This is a genomic window from Sporosarcina sp. Y1009 (genome assembly GCF_057669865.1).
In genome coordinates, this window is the sequence record NZ_JBYHFO010000003.1 from 14,660 (window position 1) to 40,915 (window position 26,256).

The following is a 26,256-nucleotide window of genomic DNA, read 5'->3' on the forward strand; positions in this document are numbered from 1 at the left end:
TAAAAACAACTAGTCAATTGATCGATTTGTTTTATCGAACTATTATGCTAACAACATCATGAAGTATTTTTTAACATGACTTATACCACTACATAACTTATTTAAGGGAGGAAAATCTATTGTGGAAGAAGAAGCAGTCTCAAAAAAGGTTTTTCAGCATATTCGGCTCTTTTTTGATGATCTTTTCACTACTAGCACCTGGATTTGCTACGGCAGAATCATCAATTAGCAGAAATAGTCATTCTGTCAATGGCACACAAACAAGCGCGAAAGATAAAGTGAGTGATCGTCTACTCTCAGCGTTTAAAGATAATGAACAAGTCACATTTTTAGTTAAATTTAAAGCGAAATCTGATCCTATGAAAATTGCAAATGAAGCAAAAGAAAAAGCAAAGTCAAACCAATTATCATCGGGGCAGGCACGGTTTCAACAGCGTTCAGCAGTCGTAGCTGATTTAAAATCAGTCGCGCTCGAATCTCAATACAATATTGTTGAATTCCTAGAAAAGGAAGTCGAACGCGGGAATGTCGAAGAATTTGAATCATTCCATATTGTTAACGGAATGGTAGTCACTGCGACAAAAGATATTGCAGAAAGAATTGCTGCTTTTGCCGAAGTCGATAAAATACTACCAAACGAAGTACGTAAATTACAAAAAACAATTGTCAATACTGATGCAGTTGCACCACAGTCAGAACTTGCAAACGTGGAATGGAGCGTCGATCGGGTAAATGCACCTGAAGCTTGGGCGCTTGGAATTGACGGTTCAGGAACTGTAGTTGCGAGTCTGGACACGGGTGTCCAGTGGGATCATCCGGCATTAAAAGAGAAATACCGCGGCTATGACGGAGACGCTGATTCAATAGATCACGCGTATAGTTGGTTCGATGCTTCGGGTGGCCAAGCCGTACCTTATGATGATAACGGGCATGGAACACATGTAACCGGAACTATGGTCGGCAGTGAACCAAATGGAACAAACCAAATTGGCGTAGCACCAGGCGCCAAATGGATTGCCGCAAAAGTATTTGATGGGGCGGGCAACACGACAGACGCTATTTTATTGCGGGCTGCGGAGTGGATTATTGCTCCCGGCGGCGATGTGAACAAGGCGCCGGACGTTGTCAACAACTCATGGTCAGGCGGATCGGGTATTGATGAATGGTATCGTGATGCGGTTATCGCATGGAGGGCAGCAGAGATTTTTCCAGAGTTTTCAGCTGGGAATGCTTCGGTAGGGAACCCTGGTGGACCAGGAACAATAGCTGCACCATCTAACTACCCTGAATCATTTGCAACAGGTGCAACCGATATTAATAATGAGGTAGCAGATTTCTCATTAAGAGGACCTTCACCATACGGAGATAATAAACCGGATATTACAGCACCTGGTGTAAATATTCGCTCAAGTGTACCCGGCAGCAAATATGAAGGCGGTTGGAACGGAACATCAATGGCGGGACCGGCTTTAGCAGGTGTTGCGGCGATGTTGCGTCAAGCAGACGCTAATATAACGGTTGATGAGATGGAAGAAATTTTGTTGCGTACAACATTACCATTAACAGATACCTACTATCCAGAATCTCCAAATAACGGATATGGATACGGACTTGTTGATGCCAATGCAGCAGTATCGGCAATTCTGGACGGGGTGGGTATGTTAAAAGGTCAAGTTCTGATCGAAGGTGAAGATGCAGAAGCATTGACATTTGAGCATTATTCACCATTAGAAACATACACGGACCATGATTTGAATTTATCCGTTTTTGTCAGTGATAACGTTAGTATTACCAGCGTTCAACTGATGTACAAGACTGGGGCTGAGTGGACAACTGTCGATGCAGCGCGTAAATCGGGTGACTTTAAGGCCGGTGATTACGCTGTAACGATTCCCGGAGATGATATTGCAGGTTCTTCACTCACATACAAATGGGTGATTAATGACTTCGGAAATAACACAGTTGAAAGTAATGAGTATGTAGTCGAAATTAAGTCGGGAATTACAATAGGCTATTTCGAAAACTTTGATGCAAAGTACGCACCTTCTGGTTGGAGTTCTTCGGGAGCGAATGATGCATGGGAATGGGGGACGCCTACAAGTGGTCCAAAAGGAGCTTATTCCGGTGAAAATGTCTATGCAACAAATAATGACGGGTTATACAATTTCGACATGAATGCAACTCTCGTTATGCCTCCGGTAGATCTACCTGAAGGACCTTCCTTCTTGCAGTTCAAACACTGGCATAACTTTGAATTATCACCAATAGGAGCAGCTTATGATTATGGGCATATCGTTATTTCTACAGACGGAGTGGAATGGACGCAATTGCAAAAGGTCCAAGGTGTTTCAGATGGTTGGGAAACTGCTGAACTGGACCTATCGGAATATAGCGGACGCGTTTACCTTGGTTTCCATACGTTCTCTGACCCAGCTGTGAACAAAGATGGTTGGTATATTGACGATGTAAGCCTAACTGCTGCATCACCAACACCGACTGCAAAAGTAAATCAAAAAGTTGAAAATACACCTTCAAAACTTCCATTGCTTGCGCAAGTAAGCGTTGTTGAAACTGGAAGATCAGTAACTACAAATCCTGCAGACGGGTCTTACTCGCTAAGCTTACCTGTCGGTGAGTTCACTGTAGAGGCAGGAGCTTATGGATTTGAAACAGTACAACAAACTGTAGCCATTGCAGATGGCGAAGAGACACTTGCTAATTTCACATTGGATGAAATTGCCCAAGGAACGATCACAGGACAAGTGACGAACAGTGAAACAGGAACGGCAGTCAGCGAAGCAACTTTACTATTAATTGAAGATGCAAATGTTGCACCAATAAAAACGGATGACAATGGGAACTTCTCGCTCACAGCGTATGAAGGAACCTATACATTGAAAGTGATGGCATCGAATTTCTACAGCCATGAATTCGAAATTACAATTGGATCTGATTCAACTGTAATGGATATTGAACTTGAACCCTTCTATACGTATACTGGCAGAGAAATTGGCTATGACGATGGAACCGCTGAAAGCCAAATTATTGTCAGAAAAATAGGCGATGGCCGGGCAGTTAAAATGTCTCTGGCGGAAGGAAGAGATTCTGCAATCTTAACGGAGGGGACATTCCGTTTCTGGGATAAAAGAGTGCCAGTACCGAGTGAAACTGAATTTGCGGTTGAAGTTTGGGATGTTGGCTCTGACGGCATGCCAGGACAGAAGCTAGCGGGCCCAATCAAAGGGAAAGCACAATATGATGGTACTTGGACAACAGTAGACCTGAGAAACCAAAACATCATGGTCGAAGATGATTTCTACATGGTTTATATTCAAACGAAGTATCCTAATGGGCCGACTATAGCCACGGATAAAAGCAGTATAAATGCGGAAAGAAATTACGTATATGCGAACGGTGCAATGTCTGCAACACCATCTAAAGAAGGAAACTATATGATTCGTGCACAAGTAGATTACTTAATCGAAAAACCAGCGATTACTACTCCAGATGCCGACTTTGTGACAAATGAGGAAAGCATTACAATTGAAGGAACTGGATCGCCAACAACGACCATTCAGCTCAACAATAATGGCCAAGCAGTTGATACAGCTGTAATTGATGACCATGGTGCATTCAGTTTCACAACAGACCTGACTAACGGAGCTAACGAATTTGATGCAGTCATGCTTGTAAACGGTGAGGCAGCTGATTTTGCAGATGGTTCGTCAGAAAAAGTTACAGTCACGTCAGATACAAAAGACCCCGAATTGACAATCGATAGTCCAAGAGACGGGGATGCAACAAATAAGAATGCAGTTGACGTTGAAGGAACTGTATCAGATATACACCTTGATTCTGTAATGGTAAACGGTGAAGAAGCAACCATTGCAGAAGATGGCAGCTACTTTAAACGGATTACAGTGGAAAAAGGCGCCAATGAAATTGCGGTAGTGGCGACTGACCTAGGCGGCAACTCGGAAACGAAATCGGTCGCAATCACTGTGAGCCAAGAAGCTCCAGTTCTTGAAAATCTGCAACCGTCAGAAGATGTAACAGTCGAAGCCGGCGATGAAGTCGTCGTTTCTTTCGAAAGTGAAACAGAAGGCGGGGAAGCGAGCTTTACATTACAGCTTCCTGGTCAAAACACCCTGCAATCTTCTACAGCAACTCAGATGAAAGAAATAACGCCTGGATCCTATAAAGGAATTTGGAATGATTCAGAAGCTTCGTTTGAAAACGCAATAGTTGTTGTAGAATTAACAGACACTGTTGGCAATCAAGTAACAGAAGAAGCAACAGGGACAATTACGATTATTCCTAAAGAAGATGTAGATCCGGAATTACCAGGTGAAATAAACCGCATATCCGGCAAAGATCGTTATCAAACAGCAATCGAAATCAGTCGAAACGGTTGGCAATCAGCGGACACGGTAATCGTTGCTCGCGGAGATAATTTTGCGGATGCACTAGCTGGTGTTCCATTAGCGCATAAAGTAAATGGACCAATCTTATTAACACGAACAAAAGAATTAACGGATGGCGTACTCGAAGAAATTGAGCGTCTTGGCGCAAGTGACGTCATTGTTCTTGGTGGCAAAAGTGCTGTAAGCGAAACAGTCATCAACAAATTAACAGACGCTGATTTAGAAGTAGAACGCGCGAGTGGTGCTAATCGATTTGCCACTGCTGCAGCAATTGCGAACTTAATTGCACCAAATGGAGCCGATGAAGTTGTCGTTGCCAATGGCATGGACTTCCCTGACGCACTCTCTGTTGCATCGCACGCAGCGCAAGCAGGAACGCCAATTCTGTTAACAGAAACGAACAAACTTCCAGCAGAAACACAAGGTGCACTTGACGCATTGAAAACAACTACTACAATCGTAGTTGGTGGTAAAACAGTAGTTTCTGAAACTATCGAAGCTGATCTACCAAACGCAACACGCCTAGGCGGAAAAGATCGTTATATCACGAACACGCTAATTGCAAAACATTACGGCGTGAATAACGACCACTTCTACGTAGCAACTGGTAAAGATTACGCAGACGCTCTAACTGGGGCAGTCTTAGCTGGTAAAGCGGATAGTGCAGTGCTACTCGTCCATGATAGAGTTCCAGAAACTGTAGTTGACTATATCACCAATCAAGAAGTCAAAAACTTATCAATCTTTGGTGGAGAAAATGCTATAAGCGCAGAAGTATTCAACGAGTTAAAGAGACTGATTGATTAATATCTAATGAATAAGGCGCTTTAAAACTAAAGGGAGGGAAAAGATTTGAGACCAAAGAAAAAACGTCAAATGAAAGCTTTTAGTATAGTGGCTTCGTTTTTAATGATATTTTCTTTAATTGCCCCGGTCGTTTCCAGTGCGGAGACGGACGGGCGGATGCAAAAATCTGTAAATAAAGCCCAAACGGCAAAAGTGAAAATAAGTGATCGTTTAATTAATGAATTTAAAAATGACGAAAAAGTTACATTTCTGATTAAGTTTGAAGAAAAGGCAGATGTAGAAAAAGTGGCTGCAGATGCAGTATCTTCGGCAGAAAAAGCAAAGCTTTCTGCATATAAGACTACGTTTATGAAACGATCGGCCGTTGTCTCAGAATTGAAGGCGGTTGCACTAACATCACAACAAAGTGTAAAAGACTTCCTTACCAAAGAAGTAAAGAATGGGAATGCTGAAAATGTTATTTCCTATCATATTGTAAATGGTATGGCAGTTACTGCTACAAAGGAAGTGGCGGAAAAACTCGCTACATTCAGAGAAGTAGAAAAGATTTTACCGAATGAAACAAGAAAGTTAATAGAACCGCTATCCAATGACTCGAAAACTGATCTAGCAACAAGTGCTGACGATGGGGTAGAGTGGAGTGTTGATCGTATTGGTGCTCCCGATGCCTGGGCAACAGGTATCGATGGGACTGGGACTGTAGTAGCAAGTTTTGATACTGGAGTTCAATGGGATCACCCAGCATTAAAGGAAAAATATCGCGGCTATGATGCGGTGACTGGTGAAGTAGATCACAGCTATAGTTGGTTTGATGCAACTGCTGGAAAACCTGAACCCTATGATGATAATGGTCATGGCACTCACACAATTGGCACAATGGTGGGTAGTGAACCGGACGGGTCTAACCAGATTGGTGTGGCTCCCGGAGCAAAGTTTATTGTTGTTAAAACATTCGATAAATCTGGTAGTGGTACAGATGCTGCTCTGTTAGCAGCAGGTGAATGGGTTTTAGCACCGACAGATGCGGATGGAAATGAACGTGTAGATTTGGCTCCCGATGTGGTAAATAACTCGTGGAGTGGCGGTGCAGGTCTTGATGAATGGTATCGGGATGTGGTTATTGCCTGGAGAGCTGCTGATATTTTCCCTGAATTCTCTGCGGGCAATACAGGCTTTTCCAATTCCGGTGGACCAGGTTCTGTAGCATCTCCTGCAAATTATCCAGAATCATTTGCAACCGGTGCAACAGATAAGCGTGATATGGTTACCGAGTTTTCATTACGCGGGCCTTCCCCTTACGATGAAATTAAACCGGATATTTCTGCCCCTGGTGACATGATACGTTCTTCCGTGCCAGGAGGTGGATATGCGGAGAACAGTGGCACTTCCATGGCAGGGCCAGCTGTTTCCGGTGTCGCATTACTATTACGTCAAGTTAATGCAAGCATCACAGTGGACGAAATGGGAGAAGTCCTAAAAAGTACGGCAACCGCTAGAACAGACGACGAATACCCTGAATCACCAAATCATGGATATGGGTATGGAATCGTGAATGCCTATGATGCTGTTATGTCTATGCAAGATCGACTTGGTAAGATCGAAGGAAAAGTTACCAAAGAAGATGCTGCCGAAGATAAAACAACACAGCATTCAACGAAAAACAACATACAGCCTAGTGGAATGCTAGCGCAGATAAGTGTAATTGAGAGTGGACGCTCCGTAAATACAAATCCTGAGGATGGAACCTATTCATTAACGCATGCTGTGGGAGAGTATACATTGCAGGCAGAGGGTTACGGTTTACATTCTGCTGAGCAATCTGTGACAGTCGGAAAAGATGGAATAACGGAAGCGGATTTTATTTTGAAGGAAATAGACCATTATACGGTTAGCGGAACAGTTACAAATGAAGTAACCGGGGATCCAGTTGAAAATGCGTCCTTAATCCTCGTAGAAGATGGAAATGTTGCGCCTGTGAAGACGGATCAAAATGGGCATTATGACTTTGAAGCCTACGTGGGTGATTATACAGTAAAGGTGATCGGACCAGGCTACTATGGTAGAGAAATCGAAATTACCGTTGATAAGGATATTTCTACTGTGGATGTGAAATTAAAGCCATTTTATAGTTACCCAGGAGATGAACTTGCGTACGATGATGGAACATTTGAAACTGCAACCATTTTTAACGAAGCTGGCAATGGGAATGCTGTAAGAATGTCTCTCCCTGAAGGAGAAGAACAAGCTATGGTTACGGAGGGCAAGTTTTACTTTGACGATAGTGGAGATAAATTTCAAGTAGAAGTTTTTGATGCTAGTGGACCGAATGGATCGCCGGGGAATAAAATTGCCGGACCAATTGATGCTGTTGCTGCCGAAGGTGATCAATGGACGATAGTTGACTTAAAAGACTATGGAATTATCGTTGAAGGTGACTTTTATATGGTATATATGCAATCAGAGCTTGGCAATGAATCGCCATGGATCCAACTGGATAAAGACAAACCTTTTTCAGCAAGAAGCTGGGAATTTTATAAGGGTGAGTGGACGCAGCCTGATGAGTCTCGCTCTTATGCTGGAAATTTGGCGATTCGGGCACTTGTTGATTACGAAGTTTATTCACCAGTAATTACATCTCCTGCGGAAGGCTATCTAACTGGTGAATCAGAGATTACAGTGGAAGGAAAAGCCTCACCAACAACAACGATTCAGTTGACGAATAACGGGGAAAAAGCAAGCTCTAAAGAAGTTGGCGATGATGGTAAATTTGCTTTGCCTTTAGAACTAACAGAAGGTGAAAATGCGATTATAGCGGTTTCTGAAGTAGATGGGGTGTTAGCTGAAGAATCGGAGGCAGTCACGGTAACATTAGATACTTTGGCACCAAATTTATCGATTGATAGCCCGCAAGATGGTGATAAAACAAATCGAGAAACAGTAACTGTTGAAGGAACTGTTTCAGATACACATCTTGATTCTGTAATGGTAAACGGCAAAGAAACAACAATTGAAGAAGATGGTAGCTACTTTAAACGTATTACAGTTGAAGAAGGCGCCAATGAAATTACAGTAGTTGCGACTGACCTAGCCGGTAACTCGGAAACGAAATCGGTCACAATTACAGTCAATCAAGAAGCACCAGTAATTAAAAATCTACAACCGTCAGAAGCTATAACAGTCGAAGCTGGCGATGAAGTAGTCGTTTCTTTCGAAAGTGAAACAGAAGGTGGGGAAGCAAGCTTCACAGTACAACTTCCTGGACAAAACGCACTACAATCTTCTGCAGCAACTCAGATGGAAGAAATAACGCCTGGATTCTATAAAGGAATTTGGACTGCTCCTGAAGCTGCGTATAAAAACGCGGTAGTTGTTGTAGAATTGACAGACACTATTGGCAATAAAGTAACAGAAAAAGCAACAGGAACAATCACGATTAATCCAGAATTACCAGGTGAAATAGATCGCATATCTGGTAAGGATCGCTATCTAACAGCACTCGAAATCAGTCAAAACGGTTGGGAATCGGCCGATACGGTCATCCTTGCCCGCGGAGATAATTTTGCAGATGCACTTGCTGGAGTGCCATTGGCGCATTCAGTAAACGCACCAATTTTATTAACAGAAACGAAAGATCTAACAGATGGCGTACTTGCAGAAATTGAGCGACTTGGTGCAAACAACGTCATTGTTCTTGGCGGAAAAAGTGCTGTCAGCGAGACAGTCATTAACAAATTAACAGCTGCGGATTTAGAAGTAGAACGCACAAGTGGTGCCAACCGATTTGCAACAGCGGCTGCAATTGCAAACCTAATTGCACCAAACGGCGCAGATGAGGTCGTCATTGCCAATGGCATGGACTTCCCTGACGCATTATCTGTGGCATCGCACGCTGCACAAGCAGGAACGCCGATTCTTTTAACGGAAACGGATAAAATTCCTGCCGAAACACAAGCTGCACTTGATGCGCTGAACACAACTGACACAATCGTAGTCGGTGGTAAAACAGTTGTTTCTGAAGCTGTCGAAGCTGAGCTGCCAAACGCAACTCGCCTAGGCGGAAAAGACCGTTATATCACAAATACGCTAATCGCGGAACATTACAATGTGGATAATGACCACTACTACGTCGCAACTGGTACAGATTACGCTGATGCATTAACCGGCGCAGTCTTAGCAGGTAAAACGGATAGCGCAGTGCTACTCGTTCACGCAATCGTTCCAGAAACTGTAGCTGACTATATTACTAATCAAGAAGTCAAAAATCTAACAATCTTCGGTGGAGAAAGTGCAGTAAGTAAAAAAGTATTCAACGAGTTGATGAGACTGATTGATTAATAATAAGTAGAAAAAAGAGCTCGTTCATCATGAGCGTACTGAAAAACTCACTCTTATTAGATGAGCTAATCCTTAAAAATAAAAAAGAGGCACTTTCCGTTCACAATTGAACAGAAAGCGCCTCTTTTTTTTTCTTGTTTTCACTCTTTTTCGCGGACTCATTATTTCAACATAAATAGGTAAAACACAAAACTTTTGAATAGACTATAATCCCAGAACTATCACAAGTAGGAAGTTAGTATACTAGGCTTTAATTTCGGCAGTGTCTTTTTCATTTCGAGGACACTTTTCCTAATTGCGCACATCATGCCAACACCAAAAATTTGATTGAATAGAGCATGTTGAAAAATAATTTTACTCAAGATAATTTACTTCTACCTAGTCTATAATGCCTATAAAAATAATGAGTATGAAGATAGCTTACTAATATTTAGAATGGATAAAAATTCATAAGCTTTCGACAAATTAAATGGTTTAAGTAGGTCTAAGAAACTATAAAAGGCGAAAAAACATATAATTAATCGAATAAAGACGAAAAATATAAAGTACTCAGAATTAAATAATAATTACTTGACAATCTTTTCTAAATAATCTATGGTTGAGTCGTTCGTATTCTATCGAAAGGAGGAGGAATTTAATAGTTTTTACGTTTAATTGCTAGGGGGGGATAAAACAACTAGTCAATTGATCGACTTTTTATCAAACTATTATGCTAACGACATCATGAACTATTTTTCAGCATGACTCGCATACAACAGTACTTATTCATAGGGAGGAAAATCTATTGAGGAATAAGAAACAATCTCAAAAGAGGTTATTTAGCATATTTGCCTCTTTTCTCATGGTCTTTTCACTACTAACACCTGGATTTGCTGCAGCAGAGTCATCAACTAGTAAACTCAATCATTCGGTTAATGGCACACAAACAAATGCCAAAGATAAGATGAGCGAACGTTTACTATCAGATTTTAAAGATAGTGAGCAAGTCACATTTTTAGTTAAATTTAAAGCGAAATCTGATCCTATGAAAATTGCAAATGAAGCAAAAGAAAGTGCGAACTCGAACCAATTATCATCCGGGCAGGCACTATTTCAACAGCGTTCAGCAGTCGTAGCTGATTTAAAATCAGTCGCTCTGGAATCTCAATATAATGTTGTTGAATTCTTAGAGAAAGAGACGGAACGTGGCAATGTTGAAAACTTCGAATCATTCCATATTGTTAACGGAATGGCAGTGACTGCGACGAAAGAAATTGCAGAGAAAATTGCAGCTTTTGCCGAAGTTGATAAAATATTACCAAACGAAGAAAGACAGTTATATGAAGCGGTTGTCAAGACTGATGAAGTTGCACCACAATCAGAACTTGCAAACGTGGAATGGAACGTCGAACGTGTCAATGCACCTGATACATGGGCGCTTGGAATTGACGGTTCGGGAACTGTCGTAGGAAGCTTGGACACAGGTGTCCAGTGGGATCATCCAGCATTAAAAGAAAAATACCGTGGTTATGATGCAAATGCAGAATCAGTAGACCATACGTATAGCTGGTACGATGCTTCAGGTGGAACATCTGCAGCATTTGATGATCATGGACACGGAACACATGTAACTGGAACAATGGTTGGTAGTGAACCAAATGGTGCAAACCAAGTCGGTGTAGCACCAGGTGCAAAGTGGATCGCGGCAAAAGTGTTTAATGCGGCCGGTAGCACAACAGATGATATTTTACTTAGAGCTGCACAGTGGATGTTGGCTCCAGGTGGCGATGTTAATATGGCACCTGATGTTGTCAACAATTCATGGGGCGGTGGACCAGGACTTGATGAATGGTATCTTGACTCGGTTATCGCTTGGAGAGCATCAGAAATTTTCCCTGCATTTTCTGCGGGAAATACAACGTTAGGAAATCCGGGTGGACCGGGATCAGTTGCGGTTCCCGCAAACTACCGTGAATCATTCGCAACTGGTGCAATCGATATTAATAACCAAGTGCCAAGTTTCTCACTCAGAGGTCCATCACCATACGGTGAGATTAAACCAGATATTACAGCGCCAGGTGTAAATATTCGATCAAGTGTACCAGGTAGCGGCTATGAAGGTGGATGGAATGGAACGTCAATGTCGGGACCAGCTGTTGCAGCTGTTGCGGCAATGTTACGTCAAGTTAATGCCACATTACCAGTAGATGAAATGGAACAAATCTTACTAGATACAACGACGCCATTAACAGATTCCCAGTATCCAGAATCACCAAACCATGGGTATGGATATGGACTCGTCGATGCGTTTGAAGCTGTATCTTCAATTTTAGATGGGCTTGGAACGTTGAAAGGACAAGTCATGGAAGATGGGGAAGATACTGAAGCTCCAACTTTTGAACACGTTGCTCCAGCAGAAACATATGCAGAAATGGATTTAAATTTATCTGTTTTTGCAAGTGATGATATCAGTATCACTGACGTCCAATTACAGTACCAAACTGGAGACAGTTGGAAAACTGTAGATGCCACACGCAAGTCAGGTGACTTTAAGTCAGGTGATTACGCGGTAACGATTCCAGGCGATGATATCGCGACTCCTTCACTCACGTACAAATGGGTGATTAATGACTATGGAAACAACACAGTTGAAAGTGATGCGTATGTAGTCGAAGTTAAATCGGGAATTACAACAGGCTATTTTGAAAACTTTGATGCAAGTTACGCACCAGTTGGTTGGTATTCTTCTGGAGCAAATGATGCATGGGAATGGGGCGCGCCTACAAGTGGTCCAGGAGAAGCCTATTCCGGTGAAAATGTCTATGCAACAAATCTTGCTGGCCTTTACAATAGCAGCATGAATGCAACACTTGTTATGCCTCCAGTTGATCTTGATGAAGGACCTTCCTTCTTGCAGTTCAAGCACTGGCATAACTTCGAAGAATCATCAGCAGGAAGAGCATGGGATTACGGCCATGTGAGAATATCTACTGATGGCGAGAACTGGACAGATCTACAAATGTTCCAAGGTATCTCAGATGGTTGGTTAACAACTGAAATTGACCTGTCGGAATACAGTGGACGCGTCTACCTTGGTTTCAACACGTTCTCTGATGGAAGCGGTAATAGAGATGGTTGGTATATTGACGATGTAGGATTATCAGAAAGATCGCAGTACAGTGATGATGAAATAGATCCGGTCATCAACCACACTGCACCACTTGAAGTCTATTCTGATATGGATTTAGTACTGAAAGCAGACGTATCGGATAACTTACGAATTTCTTACGTAAATCTTCATTACAAAGATTCCAATGAAGATTGGCAAGTAGTTCAAGGAACACAAGATTCCGGAAACGATTTAGCTGGAACATATAGTGCAACAATTCCAGGAGATCAAGTTACTGGAGAATCAATCACTTACTACTTCGAAACAAGTGATTACGGTGGAAACGTCGTAAGAACTGAGGACCATACAGTCGAAGTAAAACCAGGAATCGGGATTGGGTACTTCGAAGATTTTGAAGGCGCACCTTCCGGCTGGTATTCATTCGGAGCGAATAACACTTGGGAAATGGGTGTTCCAACATCCGGTCCAAATGGGGCAGCATCCGGTGAAAATGTTTATGCAACAAATCTTGCGGGTACCTATCTCGCGAATATGAACGCGACACTTGTCATGCCTGCAATTGATTTACCTGCAGGAGATGCATACTTGAATTTCAAGAGCTGGCATAACTTTGAACAATCAACATCAGGCACAGCTTGGGATTACGGTCATGTCGTGATTTCGACGGATCAGGTAAACTGGACGCAACTACAAAAATTCCAAGGCTTAACAACCGATTGGACAGATGTAGAAATTGATTTATCTGCTTATAGCGATCAACGCGTTTATGTCGGTTTCCACGGATTTTCCGATGGTAGCGTTGTGAGGGATGGTTGGTATATTGACGATGTTGGTTTATCAAATACATCGCAAACACCAGCGCAAGTAAATCAGAAAGTAGAAAATGCACCAACAACACTTCCACTTCGCGCACAAGTGAGCGTGATTGAAACTGGAAGATCAGTCATGACAAATCCAGCAGATGGTTCTTACTCACTAAACTTACCAGTCGGTGATTACACTGTTGAAGCTGGAGCTTATGGATATGAAACTTCACAGCAAACTGTCTCAATAGAAGATGCTGAAGAAACAATCGCCAATTTCACATTGGAAGAGCTTGCCCAAGGTACAGTTACAGGACAAGTAACCAATAGTGAAACTGGAACGACAATTAGCGAAGCAACTTTATTACTAATTGAAGATGCGAATGTTGTACCAGTAGTAACAGGTGAAGATGGAACTTACTCCCTTACAGCGTATGAAGGCACATATACGTTGAGAGTAATGGCATCGAATTTCCACAGCACTGAAGTTGAGATTACAATTGGAGCCGATTCAACTGAAGTGAATATTGAACTCGATCCATTCTACACATATCCAGGCGGCGAAATCGGTTATGACGATGGAACTGCTGAAAACGCACGTGCTTTCTACGATGCAGGAAATGGTTGGGCAGTTAAAATGTCTCTGCCTGAAGGAAGAGATTCCGGTATTGTCACAGATGGTGTATTCCGCTTCTGGGATACAGAATGGCCAGTACCAGGCGGAACTGAATTTGCGGTAGAAGTTTGGGATGCAGGATCTGACGGCATGCCAGGACAGAAACTAGCAGGACCAATTGACGGCACGGCATTACGTGACGGTACTTGGACAACAGTAGACCTTAGAGATCAAGGCATCATTGTCGAAGGTGACTTCTACATGGTATACCTTCAAACGAAGGGAGATCCTCTTGCACCAGGACTAGCAACAGATGAAAGTAGTCCGAACGCAGGAAGAAGTTACCAATACGTTGGCGGAGCATGGTCTCCATCTCCGGCTGAAGAAGGAAACTACATGATCCGTGCACGAGTAGATTATGCAGTTGAAAAACCAACAATTACAACGCCAGAATCTTCATATATTACAAATGAAGAAAGCGTTACAATTGGAGGGACAGCATCACCAACGACAACAATTCAACTGACTAATAACGGTGAAGAAGTTGAAACAGCTGTCATTGAGGATGATGGCGCATTCAGTTTCGAGGCGGACTTAACAGAAGGTATGAACGAATTTGTTGCAGTCACGTTAATCGATGGGGATGCTGCTGGTTCTTCTGAATCAGTAACAGTCACGTTAGACACAACAGCCCCAGCATTAACGATTGATAGTCCAAGAGACGGGGATGTAACAAATAAAAATACAGTTGGCGTTGAAGGAACTGTGTCAGATGAAAATCTTGATTCTGTAACAGTCAACGGTGAAGAAGCAGCTGTTGAAGAAGATGGTAGCTACTTTAAACGACTTACAGTTGAAGAAGGTGCCAACGAAATTACAGTAGTTGCAACTGACCAAGCCGGTAACTCGGAAACGAAATCAGTTACAATTACAGTAAGTCAAGAAGCACCAGTCATTGAAAATCTACAACCGTCAGAAGACGTTACTGTCGAAGCTGGCGATGATGTAGTCGTTTCATTCGAAAGTGAAACAGAAGGTGGGGAAGCGAGCTTTACAGTACAGCTTCCTGGTCAAAATACACCACAATCTTCTGCAGCAACTCAGATGGAAGAAATAACGCCTGGATTCTATCAAGGAACTTGGACTGTTCCGGAAGCGGTTAATGAAAATCTAGTGATTGTTGTAGAACTAACAGACACTGCTGGCAATAGAGTAACAGAAGAAGCAGCAGGAACAATCACGATTCTTCCTACAGCTGTTGAGCCTGAACCAGATCCAGATCCAGATCCAGATCCAGAACCTGAAATTCCAGGTGAAATAGATCGCATATCCGGTGATGATCGTTATCTAACGGCAATCGAAATTAGCCAAAACGGTTGGGAATCAGCTGATACGGTAATCGTTGCGCGCGGAGATAATTTTGCAGATGCACTCGCTGGTGTGCCATTGGCGCATTCAGTAAACGCACCAATTTTATTAACACAAACAAAAGAGTTAACAGATGGTGTACTCGAAGAAATTGAGCGCCTAGGCGCAAGTATCGTTATTGTACTAGGTGGCGAAAGTGCTGTTAGCAAAGCTGTTTCTAACGAACTTTCTAAAGCTGATTTAGAAGTAGAACGTGCTTCTGGTGCGAACCGATTCGCTACAGCGGCTGCAATTGCAAACTTAATTGCACCAAATGGAGCCGATGAGGTCGTCATTGCCAATGGCATGGACTTCCCTGACGCACTATCGGTTGCATCGCATGCTGCACAAGCAGGAACGCCGATTCTATTAACGGAAACGGATAAAATTCCTGCCGAAACACAAGCTGCACTAGATGCGCTGAACACAACTGACACAATCGTAGTCGGTGGTAAAACAGTTGTTTCTGAAGCTGTTGAAGCTGATCTGCCAAACGCAACTCGCCTAGGCGGAAAAGACCGTTATATCACAAATACGCTAATCGCGGAACATTACAATGTGGATAACGACCATTACTACGTTGCAACTGGTAGAGATTACGCTGATGCACTAACTGGCGCAGTCTTAGCTGGTAAAACGAATAGCGCAGTGCTACTCGTCCATGCAAAAGTTCCAGAAACAGTCGTTGATTATATTACTGATAAAGAAGTTAAGAACATTACAATCTTCGGTGGAGAAAATGCCGTAAGTGCAGAAGTATTCAACGAGTTGAAGAGACTGATTGATTAAGAGTTGTAAAAGAGTAGAGCCCATTTTGTTGGGCTCTATTTTTCTGTAAATCTATTTGATTTATTTGAACGATAAAAATTAGAGTAACCATACTTTTATTAGAAGCTTTAACCCTAAAAAAAAGAGGTGTTTTCCGTTCTTAATTGAACAGAAAATGCCTCTTTCCTTTGTTTTTCGAGGAAATTATTTATTTCATCATTAACATCGCTATCTGAGCCGCCGTATCTTCCCTACCGATGGTTAGTATCAGCGGAAAAGTCGAAGCTTTATTGAGATTCAGCAGTCATGAAAATCTTAAATCCGTGGCGACTGAATCACAGCAAAATATTGTTTGCGAATCAATTATTCAGACTAGGAAGATACGAACTTGACAAAGTTTTCATAATATTCTATGGTTAATTTGTTCCTATATTTCTAGGAAAAAAAGGTGAGGCTGTGAGTATTCCATACTAGTCTCAAGGATGGGGGGGAAAATAGAGTTATAGATTTCTTGCCAATTGATTGAAGCAAACCGTCACCCATGAAGACGATGGCTACGGTAAGTCTCTGTAGGTTTTTTTGCTTGTCAAAATCAATTAAACATGAAAAAAGAAGCACCAGGATTCGTAAAAAAGCATTATATTCTAAGGGGGAAATTTTATTGCGGAAAAAGAAGCAATCACAAAAGAGGATTTTTAATATATTCGCCTCTTTTCTTATGATCTTTTCACTACTAGCACCTGGATTTGCTGCAGCAGAGTCAAATAACAAAACGCACCATTCTGTAAACGACACTAAAACTAGCGCTAAAGACAAAGTTAGTGAACGTTTACTAAGCGAATTTGATAACAATGAGAAAGTAACATTTCTAGTTAAGTTCAAAGAAAAATCAGATGCTGCAAAAGTTGCAAAGGAAGCGAAAGCGAGTGCAGTGTCGAAAAGTCTATCTGCACAAGAGGGGAAGTTTCAACAGCGCTCAGCCGTCGTATCTAATCTAAAATCCGTATCTATTGAATCTCAGCAAAATGTTATGGAATATTTAGAGGCCGAGACGAAGAATGGTAATGTTGAAGACGTTCATTCGTACTATATCGTCAATGGAATGGCGGTTACAGCTACTAAAGAGGTTGCCAAAAAGATTGCAACTTTTGCAGAAGTTGAAAAAATATTACCAAACGAGACACGTCAATTACATCAAGCGACTATTACAGATGAAGAAGCGCCGCAATCTACTTTAGCAAACGTTGAGTGGAATGTTGAGCGTGTAAATGCGCCAAAAGCTTGGGCACTCGGCTTTGATGGCACAGGTACTGTAGTTGCCAGCATTGATACTGGCGTGGAGTGGGATCATCCAGCATTAATGGAGAAATATCGTGGTTATAATGCAGAAACAGGGGAAGTTGACCATGAGTCTAGTTGGTTCGACCCTTCCGGAGGAGAAGATGTTCCGTTTGATGATTATGGGCACGGAACTCATGTTACCGGAACAATGGTAGGAAGTGAACCAGATGGATCTAACCAAATCGGTGTGGCTCCTGGCGCGAAATGGATTGCTGCCAAAGTATTTGATGACTACGGTGAAACAACAGATGATATTTTACTAGCAGCGGCAGAATGGATGCTTGCCCCAGGCGGCGACGTTAACAATGCTCCTGATGTTGTAAACAACTCATGGGGCGGTGGACCAGGACTTGATGAGTGGTACCGTGACGCTGTCATAGCTTGGAGAGCAGCCGAAATTTTCCCTGAGTTTTCGGCGGGGAATACAACTTTTTTTAATCCAGGCGGTCCAGGTTCAGTTGCAGTACCTGCAAACTACCCAGAATCATTTGCCACAGGAGCAATTGATATTAATAATAAAGTTGCAGGATTCTCTCTAAGAGGACCTTCTCCGTACGGTGAGATTAAACCAGATATTACAGCACCTGGGGTAAATATTCGTTCAAGTGTCCCTGGTGGCGAATATGAAGGTGGTTGGGATGGAACGTCAATGTCTGGACCGGCAGTAGCAGCGGTTGCGGCATTGTTACGTCAAGTTGATGCTAGTATTTCCGTTGATGAAATGGAAGAAATATTGCTAAGCACAACAACTCCTTTAACCGACAATGAATATCCAAAGACACCAAACAATGGATACGGACATGGACTTGTTGATGCGTTTTTCGCAGTGTCCGCCCTCGAGGATGGACTTGGTAAGTTAAAAGGACAAGTATCAATAGAAGGCGAAGATAATGAGGCGCCAACATTCGAACATACAGCACCGCAAAAATTGTATACAGGGATGGACTCGAATTTATCGATTAGAGTTAAGGACAATGTTAGTGTCACAACTGTCGCATTAGCTTATCAAGTTGATGGCGGTGAAGCGCAAACATTGGATGCAACCCACAAATCCGGTAATTATAAAGATGGTATGTATGTTGCAACAATTCCCGCTGAGGAAATTACTGAAGGTTCAATCACGTATGAGTGGGTCATTAACGATTTTGGAAATAATGAAGTCGTAAGTGATGAATACTTACTGACAGTTGGAACTCCTTTGTATTTCGAAGATTTTGAAGACACCCCTGATGGTTGGTCATCTTCGGGAAAAAGAGATACATGGGAGTGGGGGGCACCTACTATGGGGCCTAAAAAAGCGTATTCTGGCGAAAAAGTGTACGCAACAAATCTTGATGAAAGCTACTTGCCAAGAATGAATGCTACGCTTCAAATGCCACCAATGGCGTTGCCGGCGGATGAAGATTCTTATTTAAACTTTCAACACTGGCATAGTCTTGAATCGTATGGGGATGGTTCGTCCTTTGACTTCGGTTATGTAGTTGTTTCTACGGATCAGGAGAACTGGACGGAACTTATGACAGTAGAAGGTTATTCAGACGGATGGGAAAATGCCTCAGTTGATTTGTCGGACTACGCTGGACAAACAATATATATTGGCTTTAACGCTACTTCTGACGAAGGTTTAGAAGAAGAAGGTTGGTATATTGATGATGTTTATTTACTAGATTCCGATCCGAATGAATTCAGCGCACTGGAAACTAAGAAAGAAGCGGCATCAGTGACTTCAATTACTCCTATGTCCCTTCCATTAGGTGCACAAGTAAGCGTAATTGAACTAGGGAAGTCAGTATCTACAAATCCTGCTGATGGATCCTATTCACTTAATCTCCCGGTTGGCGCATTCACAATCGAAGCGGGCGCTTATGGTTATGAATCTAAACAACAAGAAGTAGCTATCAAAGACGGTGAAGAAACAAGAGCTGATTTCACCTTAGAAGAATCGGTAAAAGGTGCGGTTAATGGTCTAGTTACCGATGAGTCAACTGGAAATGCGATTGAGGGAGCAACGTTACTCTTAGTTGAAGATGCAAATGTTTTACCGGTAAAGACTGATGACAATGGAAGCTATTCAATTACTGCCTACGAAGGTACGTATACGTTAAAGGTAATTGCACCTGGTTACCATAGTGAAGAGGTCTGGGTAACAATTGATGAGGACGGCATTAAAATCGATGTAGCACTCGAACCGCATTACACCTATCCGGGTGGAGAGATTGGCTATGACGATGGAACAGCCGAAAATGCGCATGCATTCTACGAGGCGGGAAATGGTTGGGCGGTTAAAATGTCTTTACCTGAAGGCGAAGATTCTGCAATCGTCACGGACGGTGTATTCCAATTCTGGGATACAGAATGGCCAGAACCGGGTGGAACTGAATTTGCAGTTGAAGTTTGGGATGCTGGTTCAGATGGTAACCCAGGGGAGAAACTTGCAGGACCAATAAATGCAAACGCATTACGAGACGGTACTTGGACAGTCGTTGATCTTATGGACCACAATATCGTCGTTGATGGTGATTTCTATATGGTCTACATTCAAACGAAATCAGATCCATATGCACCTGGTTTGGCGGCCGATATGGATGATCCATACTCCGGAAGAAATTACGTATATGCTTATGGCGAATGGATGGAATCATTTGGCGATGAAGGAAACTTTATGATTCGTGCACGAGTGTCTTATGAAATCGGTGCACCTACTATTACTTCCCCAGTTGAGGGATTAATAACAAATGAAGCCGATATTACTGTTGAAGGAACTGCTGATCCAACTACGACAATTCAATTGGCGAATAATGGAGAAGAGCAGGGAACAGCTGATATTGGAGACGATGGAAGTTTTGCACTTCAAGCTGAACTAACCGAAGGTGCAAACGAGTTGACAGCAATAACATCATCCAGAGGTCAAGTAATTGGAGAATCTGAGCCTGTTACCGTAACTCTAGACACGGCAGCACCTGAACTAACGCTTGACAGTCCAGTTGACGGAGAAGTAACAAATAAGAATACAGTAGTTGTCGAAGGAACTGTATCAGATGAACATCTAGATTCTATTACAGTGAACGGTGAGACAGCATCTGTTGAAGAAGACGGCAGCTACTCTAAAGAGCTTATAGTTAAAGATGGTACCTTCGAAATCACAGTAGTTGCGACCGATTTAGCTGGTAACAAAGAAACGAAAACAGTCACAATCACTGTGGACAAAGAAGCGCCTGGCATAAAAAATCTACAACCGTCAAAAGACCTAAAAGTCAAAGCTGGCGATGAAGTAGAAGTTTCTTTCGAAAGTACGACAGAGGGCGGGGAAGCAAGCTTTACGGTACAACTTCCTGGTCAGAAAAAATTACAATCTTCTACGGCAAATGAGATGGAAGAAATAACACCTGGATTCTATAAAGGAATTTGGACTGTTCCAGAAGCCACGTTTGAAAATGCATTGGTTGTTGTTGTAGAATTCACAGACACTGCTGGCAATAAAGTAACAGAAGAAGCTTCAGGAACAATTAAGATTCTTCCTGGATCATCAGGTGAAATAGACCGCATATCTGGTCTGGATCGCTATCAAACAGCAATTGAAATTAGCCAAAATGGTTGGGAATCCGCTGATACGGTAATCGTTGCGCGCGGAGATAATTTTGCGGATGCACTAGCTGGTGTTCCACTAGCGCATAAAGTAAATGCACCAATTTTATTAACACAAACGAATAAGTTAACAGATGGCGTACTCGAAGAAATTGAGCGCCTAGGCGCAAGTATCGTTATTGTACTAGGTGGCGAGAGTGCTGTTAGCGAAGATGTTGCTAACAAACTGTCAAAAGCTAATTTAACAGTAGAACGTGCTTCTGGTGCGAACCGATTCGCTACAGCGGCAGCCATTGCAAGGCTAATTGCTCCAAACGGCGCGGATGAAGTCGTCATTGCCAATGGCATGGACTTCCCCGATGCACTATCTGTTGCATCGCATGCTGCACAAGCAGGAACGCCGATTCTATTAACAGAAGCGGACAAAATTCCTGCAGAAACACAAGCTGCACTAGATGCGCTGAACACAACTGACACAATCGTAGTCGGTGGTAAAACAGTTGTTTCTGAAGCTGTTGAAGCTAATCTACCAAACGCAACTCGCCTAGGCGGAGACGATCGTTATATCACAAACACGCTAATCGCGGAACATTACAATGTGGATAACGACCATTACTACGTTGCAACTGGTACAGATTATGCCGATGCATTAACTGGCGCAGTCTTAGCGGGTAAAACGAATAGCGCAGTGCTACTCGTCCATGCTAAAGTACCAGTAACAGTCGTTGACTATATCACTGATAAAGAAGTTAAGAACATTACAATCTTCGGTGGAGAAAATGCCGTAAGCGAAAAAGTGTACAATGAGTTGAAGAGATTGATTGATTAATAGTTGTAGGAAGATAGAGCCCATTCAATTGGGCTCTATTTTTTATTGCTTGAATTGTATTAATCGTATAACCACTCTATTAAACTGTTTCTCCCTGTAAACAATTGACGAATTCAACGAGTATTATTACCATAGATAGTATAGTCATAATTTTAGAGAAATAAAGTGATTTTAGATTTGCTATACAAAGGGGGAAATAAAATGAAGAAAAAACATCGACTAAAAACACAGATCTTTAGTGTCATCGCTTCATTCCTGATGATGTTTTCATTACTAACACCAGCGTTGGTCAGTGCAAATTCATCAGATACATACGTACGATTCAATGAAACAAGCAAAACAGAAAAAATGAGTAGTCGCCTAGCAAGTGAATTTGCAGATGACGAAAAAGTATCCTTTCTCATAAAGTTCAAAGAAAAAGCGGACACCACAAAAGCGGTACAACGTGTAAAAACAAACGCAGCAAAAAGAATGCTATCTTCACATGATGAACGATTCCTACAACGTTCAGCGGTCGTATCGGAGCTGAAAGCAACCGCCCAATATGAACAAGAAAATGTACTAAAATACTTAGAACAAGAAAAAAAGAATGGCAATGTGGATGAAATCAAATCATTTTTCATCGTAAACGGGATTTCAGTCACAGCGACAAAAGAAGTAGCTGAAAAACTAGCAACATTTTCTGAAATCGAGAAAATCTTGCCAAACGAAACCCGCCAATTAATCAAGTCAACAACACTCGAAACAGCACCAAAGACAACACCTGAAAACGTCGAGTGGAACGTAGAAAGAGTTGGGGCCGCGTCCGTTTGGGATATGGGAATTGACGGAACAGGCGTCGTAGTGGCGACAATCGATTCAGGTGTCCAATGGGATCATCCAGCGCTCAAAGAAAATTATCGTGGGTACGACACAAAGACAGGAAAAGTTGATCATAATTTTAACTGGTTCGATGCGGTAACAGGCAAAAAAACACCATATGACGACATAGACCACGGCACACACGTGACAGGAACAATTGTCGGAAACGGCACCGATGGGAACAACAAAATTGGGGTAGCACCTGGTGCGAAATGGATTGCAGTCAAAGCATTTTCCGAGGACGGCGGAGATGATTCGGATTTATTGGAAGCGGCGGAATGGATTTTAGCCCCCACCGATGAAAACGGCAATACGCGCGTCGACCTAGCGCCAGATATTGTAAACAACTCATGGAGTGGCGGACCGGGACTAGACGAATGGTACCGCGATGTCGTGATTGAATGGAGAAACGCACATATATTCCCGCTCTTTGCAGCAGGAAATACGACCATGTTTAATCCCGGTGGACCAGAATCGATCTCAAGCCCAGCGAATTATCCAGAATCCTTCGCTGTTGGCGCAACCAACAGTAATAATACGGTCGCAAACTTTTCGCTGCGCGGCCCTTCACCGTACGGGGAGATTAAACCAGATATTTCAGCGCCAGGCGTTAATATTCGCTCATCTGTGCCTAGTGGAAAATACGAAGATCGCTGGAACGGCACATCGATGGCAGCCCCAGCAGTCGCTGGCGTGATTGCGTTATTATATGAAGTAAACGGCAGTCTCACAATCGATGAAGTAATCGACACATTAATTGAAACAGCTAAACCATTAACCGACAAAAATCATCCGGAAACACCAAATAACGCCTACGGTTATGGATTAATCAATGCGTATCAAGCAGTTTCTTCTATTAAAGAAGGACTCGGCACAGTTCAAGGTAAGGTTGTGAAAGCGGGACAAGAACCGTTAACTGGAACTGTGAGGGTAGTAGAAAGTAGGCAATCTGTCAATACAAATCCTGATGAAGGCTCGTATTCTTTATCTCATCGTACCGGCCAATTCACGATCGAAGCAAAAGCCTATGGCTATTATCCGAAACAACACGTTGTCGTTATAAAAAAGGACCAGACAATCGACGCCAACTTTACATTAGATGAAATTCCACTAGCAACAATCAACGGGGAAATTACAAACGACATCACAGGAGAAGCAATTGAAGGTGCAATGTTGCAACTTGTAGATGACGCAAATATAACGCCAATCGTGACCAATGCGGATGGTTCCTACAGTCTCACGGCTCACGAAGGCACATACAAATTAAAAGCAACGAAAAGTGGTTTTCATAGCAAAGAAGTAACGATTACAATTAGCGGTGATAGTGGAAATATCGATGTTTCACTAAGCCCAATCTTCACCTATCCGGGCGATGAAATTGGTTATGATAACGGTGCAATTGACAATGCCAGTATGTATTACGGCAGCGGTGCCGGGTGGGCAGTAAAAATGTCTCTGCCTGAAGACAAAGACCACGCATTTGTCACGGAAGGCCTGTTTCATTTCTTAGATAAAGGATTTTCAGACACAATCGGCACGGATTTTAATGTTGAAGTGTGGGATGCAACTGGTCCTGATGGGCTTCCAGGTGAAAAACTAGCCGGACCAATTGCAGGGGAAGCCGTGTCAGTCGGTTGGACAAGTGTTGATTTAACAGAACATGATATTCAAGTAAACGGTGACTTTTACATGGTCTATGTCCAAACATTGGAATACCCGAATGCGGCAGGACTTGGAACAGATAATGGAAACCCCTATATAGAAAGAAGTTATCAATATTTGGATGGCGAATTTTATCCAGCATTTGTTGAAGACGGGAACTATATGATTCGTGCAAAAGTGAGTTATGAAGTAGCTGATCCTGTTATTCATTCGCCAAAACAGTTGGAAGGATTTGACGGGGAAAATATCGTAGTTCAAGGCGCAGCATCGCCAACGACGACGATTCAACTAAAGAATAATGATGTAGAAGTTGGAATAGTCGATGTCGGTGAAGATGGCATGTTTTCAATTCCAGTCACATTAACCGCCGGCGACAATAAACTAATCGCTGTCTCTATGTTGGATGGTAAATTAACAGGACAATCGAGTCCCGTAACAGCAGTGTATATTACCGAAGAACCAACAATCGAACAAATCACGCCGCTGGAAGATCAATATGTTTTACCTGGTGAAGTTGTAAAAGTGACGATGAAAACGAATGTTACACATGGTGATGCAAATTTTGAAGTGAAATTTCCAGCACAAGACACATCACCAGCCAGCGTGAACAACATGATTGAAGTTGAACCTGGTGTCTACGAAGGTTCATGGACCGTTCCTAGAAATATTAACATTCAAAATGTCAGCATTAGTGCTTCCGTAACAGACTTAGTGGGGGATAAAACCTCAGGAGATGCTGACGGGAAACTCATGATCTATCAACAAAAAATGGAACGGTTTTCTGGAAAAGATCGTTATTTAACAGCAATTGAAATTAGCCGACAAGGGTGGACAAAATCCGATAAAGTCGTCCTAGCACGTGGCGATGGCTTTGCAGATGCACTCGCAGGCGTACCACTTGCACATGAAATGAAAGCCCCGATTTTACTAACTGTCAGTAAAAAAATTGGCGCTGAAACACTAGCGGAGATCAGAAGACTTGGTGCAAAAGAAATTATTGTATTAGGCGGGGCAACCGCAGTGAATGAAACAGTTGTCAAAGAACTTGAACAAGCAGGATTGAAAGTTACACGGATAGCAGGAAGTGACCGTTTCGAAACAGCAGCAAAAATAGCGTCATTTGTCGCACCGAATGGAACGGACGAGGCAGTCATCGTCAACGGGATGGATTTCCCAGATGCATTATCTGTCGCCTCACATGCTGCAACAAAAGGATTACCGATTTTATTAACACAAGCAACTAAACTACCAACAGCCACGAAAAATAAACTAGCGGAACTAAAAACAACAAAAACAATTGTTGTTGGCGGAAAGACAGTCGTTTCTGACGATGTCGCAAACCAATTGCCATCGATGACGCGATTAGCCGGCCAAGACCGCTACGAAACAAATAGCCAAGTAGCCAAGCATTTCGGCGGGCAAGGGGAAAATGTCTATGTGGCAACTGGAAAAGGATATGCAGATGCCCTAACCGGCGCAGTATTTGCAGCTAAAAATAACAGCACAGTCCTACTCGTCCATGACCGAGTCCCAGAAGTCGTCACAAATTACATCACAGAAAACAAAACAAAACACCTCACCATTTTCGGCGGAGAAACAGCCGTTAGTAAAAAAGTGGCGAGTGAATTGGAGAAATTGTTACAGTAAATAACAAGACCCATCTTCGACTTGTGAAGATGGGTTTTATTGATGTTGACGACGAAAAACGA

4 protein-coding genes and 2 pseudogenes are annotated in these 26,256 nt (G+C 42.5%); all 6 read left to right on the plus strand.

What is annotated here, in order from left to right; translation table 11 throughout:
• Window positions 1-119 precede the first annotated feature (119 nt).
• The 6 genes and pseudogenes from AC25Y1_RS04825 (at window position 120) to AC25Y1_RS04850 (ending at window position 26,194) form a co-directional block, all read left to right on the plus strand.
• Window positions 120-5,231 carry a cell wall-binding repeat-containing protein gene (locus AC25Y1_RS04825; RefSeq protein ID WP_488146826.1) on the plus strand — a complete coding sequence of 1,704 codons (5,112 nt, stop codon included), beginning with the start codon at window positions 120-122 and terminating at the stop codon, window positions 5,229-5,231.
• Window positions 5,232-5,276: 45 nt separating this feature from the next.
• Window positions 5,277-9,566 (plus strand): cell wall-binding repeat-containing protein, encoded by a 4,290-nt coding sequence (locus tag AC25Y1_RS04830; protein WP_488146827.1) that lies wholly within the window; start codon window positions 5,277-5,279, stop codon window positions 9,564-9,566.
• 784 nt (window positions 9,567-10,350) lie between these two features.
• Window positions 10,351-16,290 carry a S8 family serine peptidase gene (locus tag AC25Y1_RS04835; protein WP_488146828.1) on the plus strand — a complete coding sequence of 1,980 codons (5,940 nt, stop codon included), beginning with the start codon at window positions 10,351-10,353 and terminating at the stop codon, window positions 16,288-16,290.
• Window positions 16,291-16,987: 697 nt separating this feature from the next.
• Window positions 16,988-21,124, plus strand: a pseudogene (locus tag AC25Y1_RS04840) (S8 family serine peptidase); the annotation flags it as partial.
• A 39-nt stretch (window positions 21,125-21,163) separates the two neighbouring features.
• Window positions 21,164-22,024 (plus strand): annotated as a pseudogene (locus tag AC25Y1_RS04845) (cell wall-binding repeat-containing protein); the annotation flags it as partial.
• Window positions 22,025-22,225: 201 nt separating this feature from the next.
• On the plus strand, window positions 22,226-26,194 hold the full coding sequence (locus tag AC25Y1_RS04850) for a S8 family serine peptidase (protein WP_488146829.1): 3,969 nt from the start codon (window positions 22,226-22,228) through the stop codon (window positions 26,192-26,194).
• Window positions 26,195-26,256 lie beyond the last annotated feature (62 nt).

Excerpts from the sequence above, each read along its gene's own strand:
- AC25Y1_RS04850 (WP_488146829.1), top strand. The coding sequence starts at position 22,226 with ATGAAGAAAAAACATCGACTAAAAACACAGATCTTTAGTGTCATCGCT.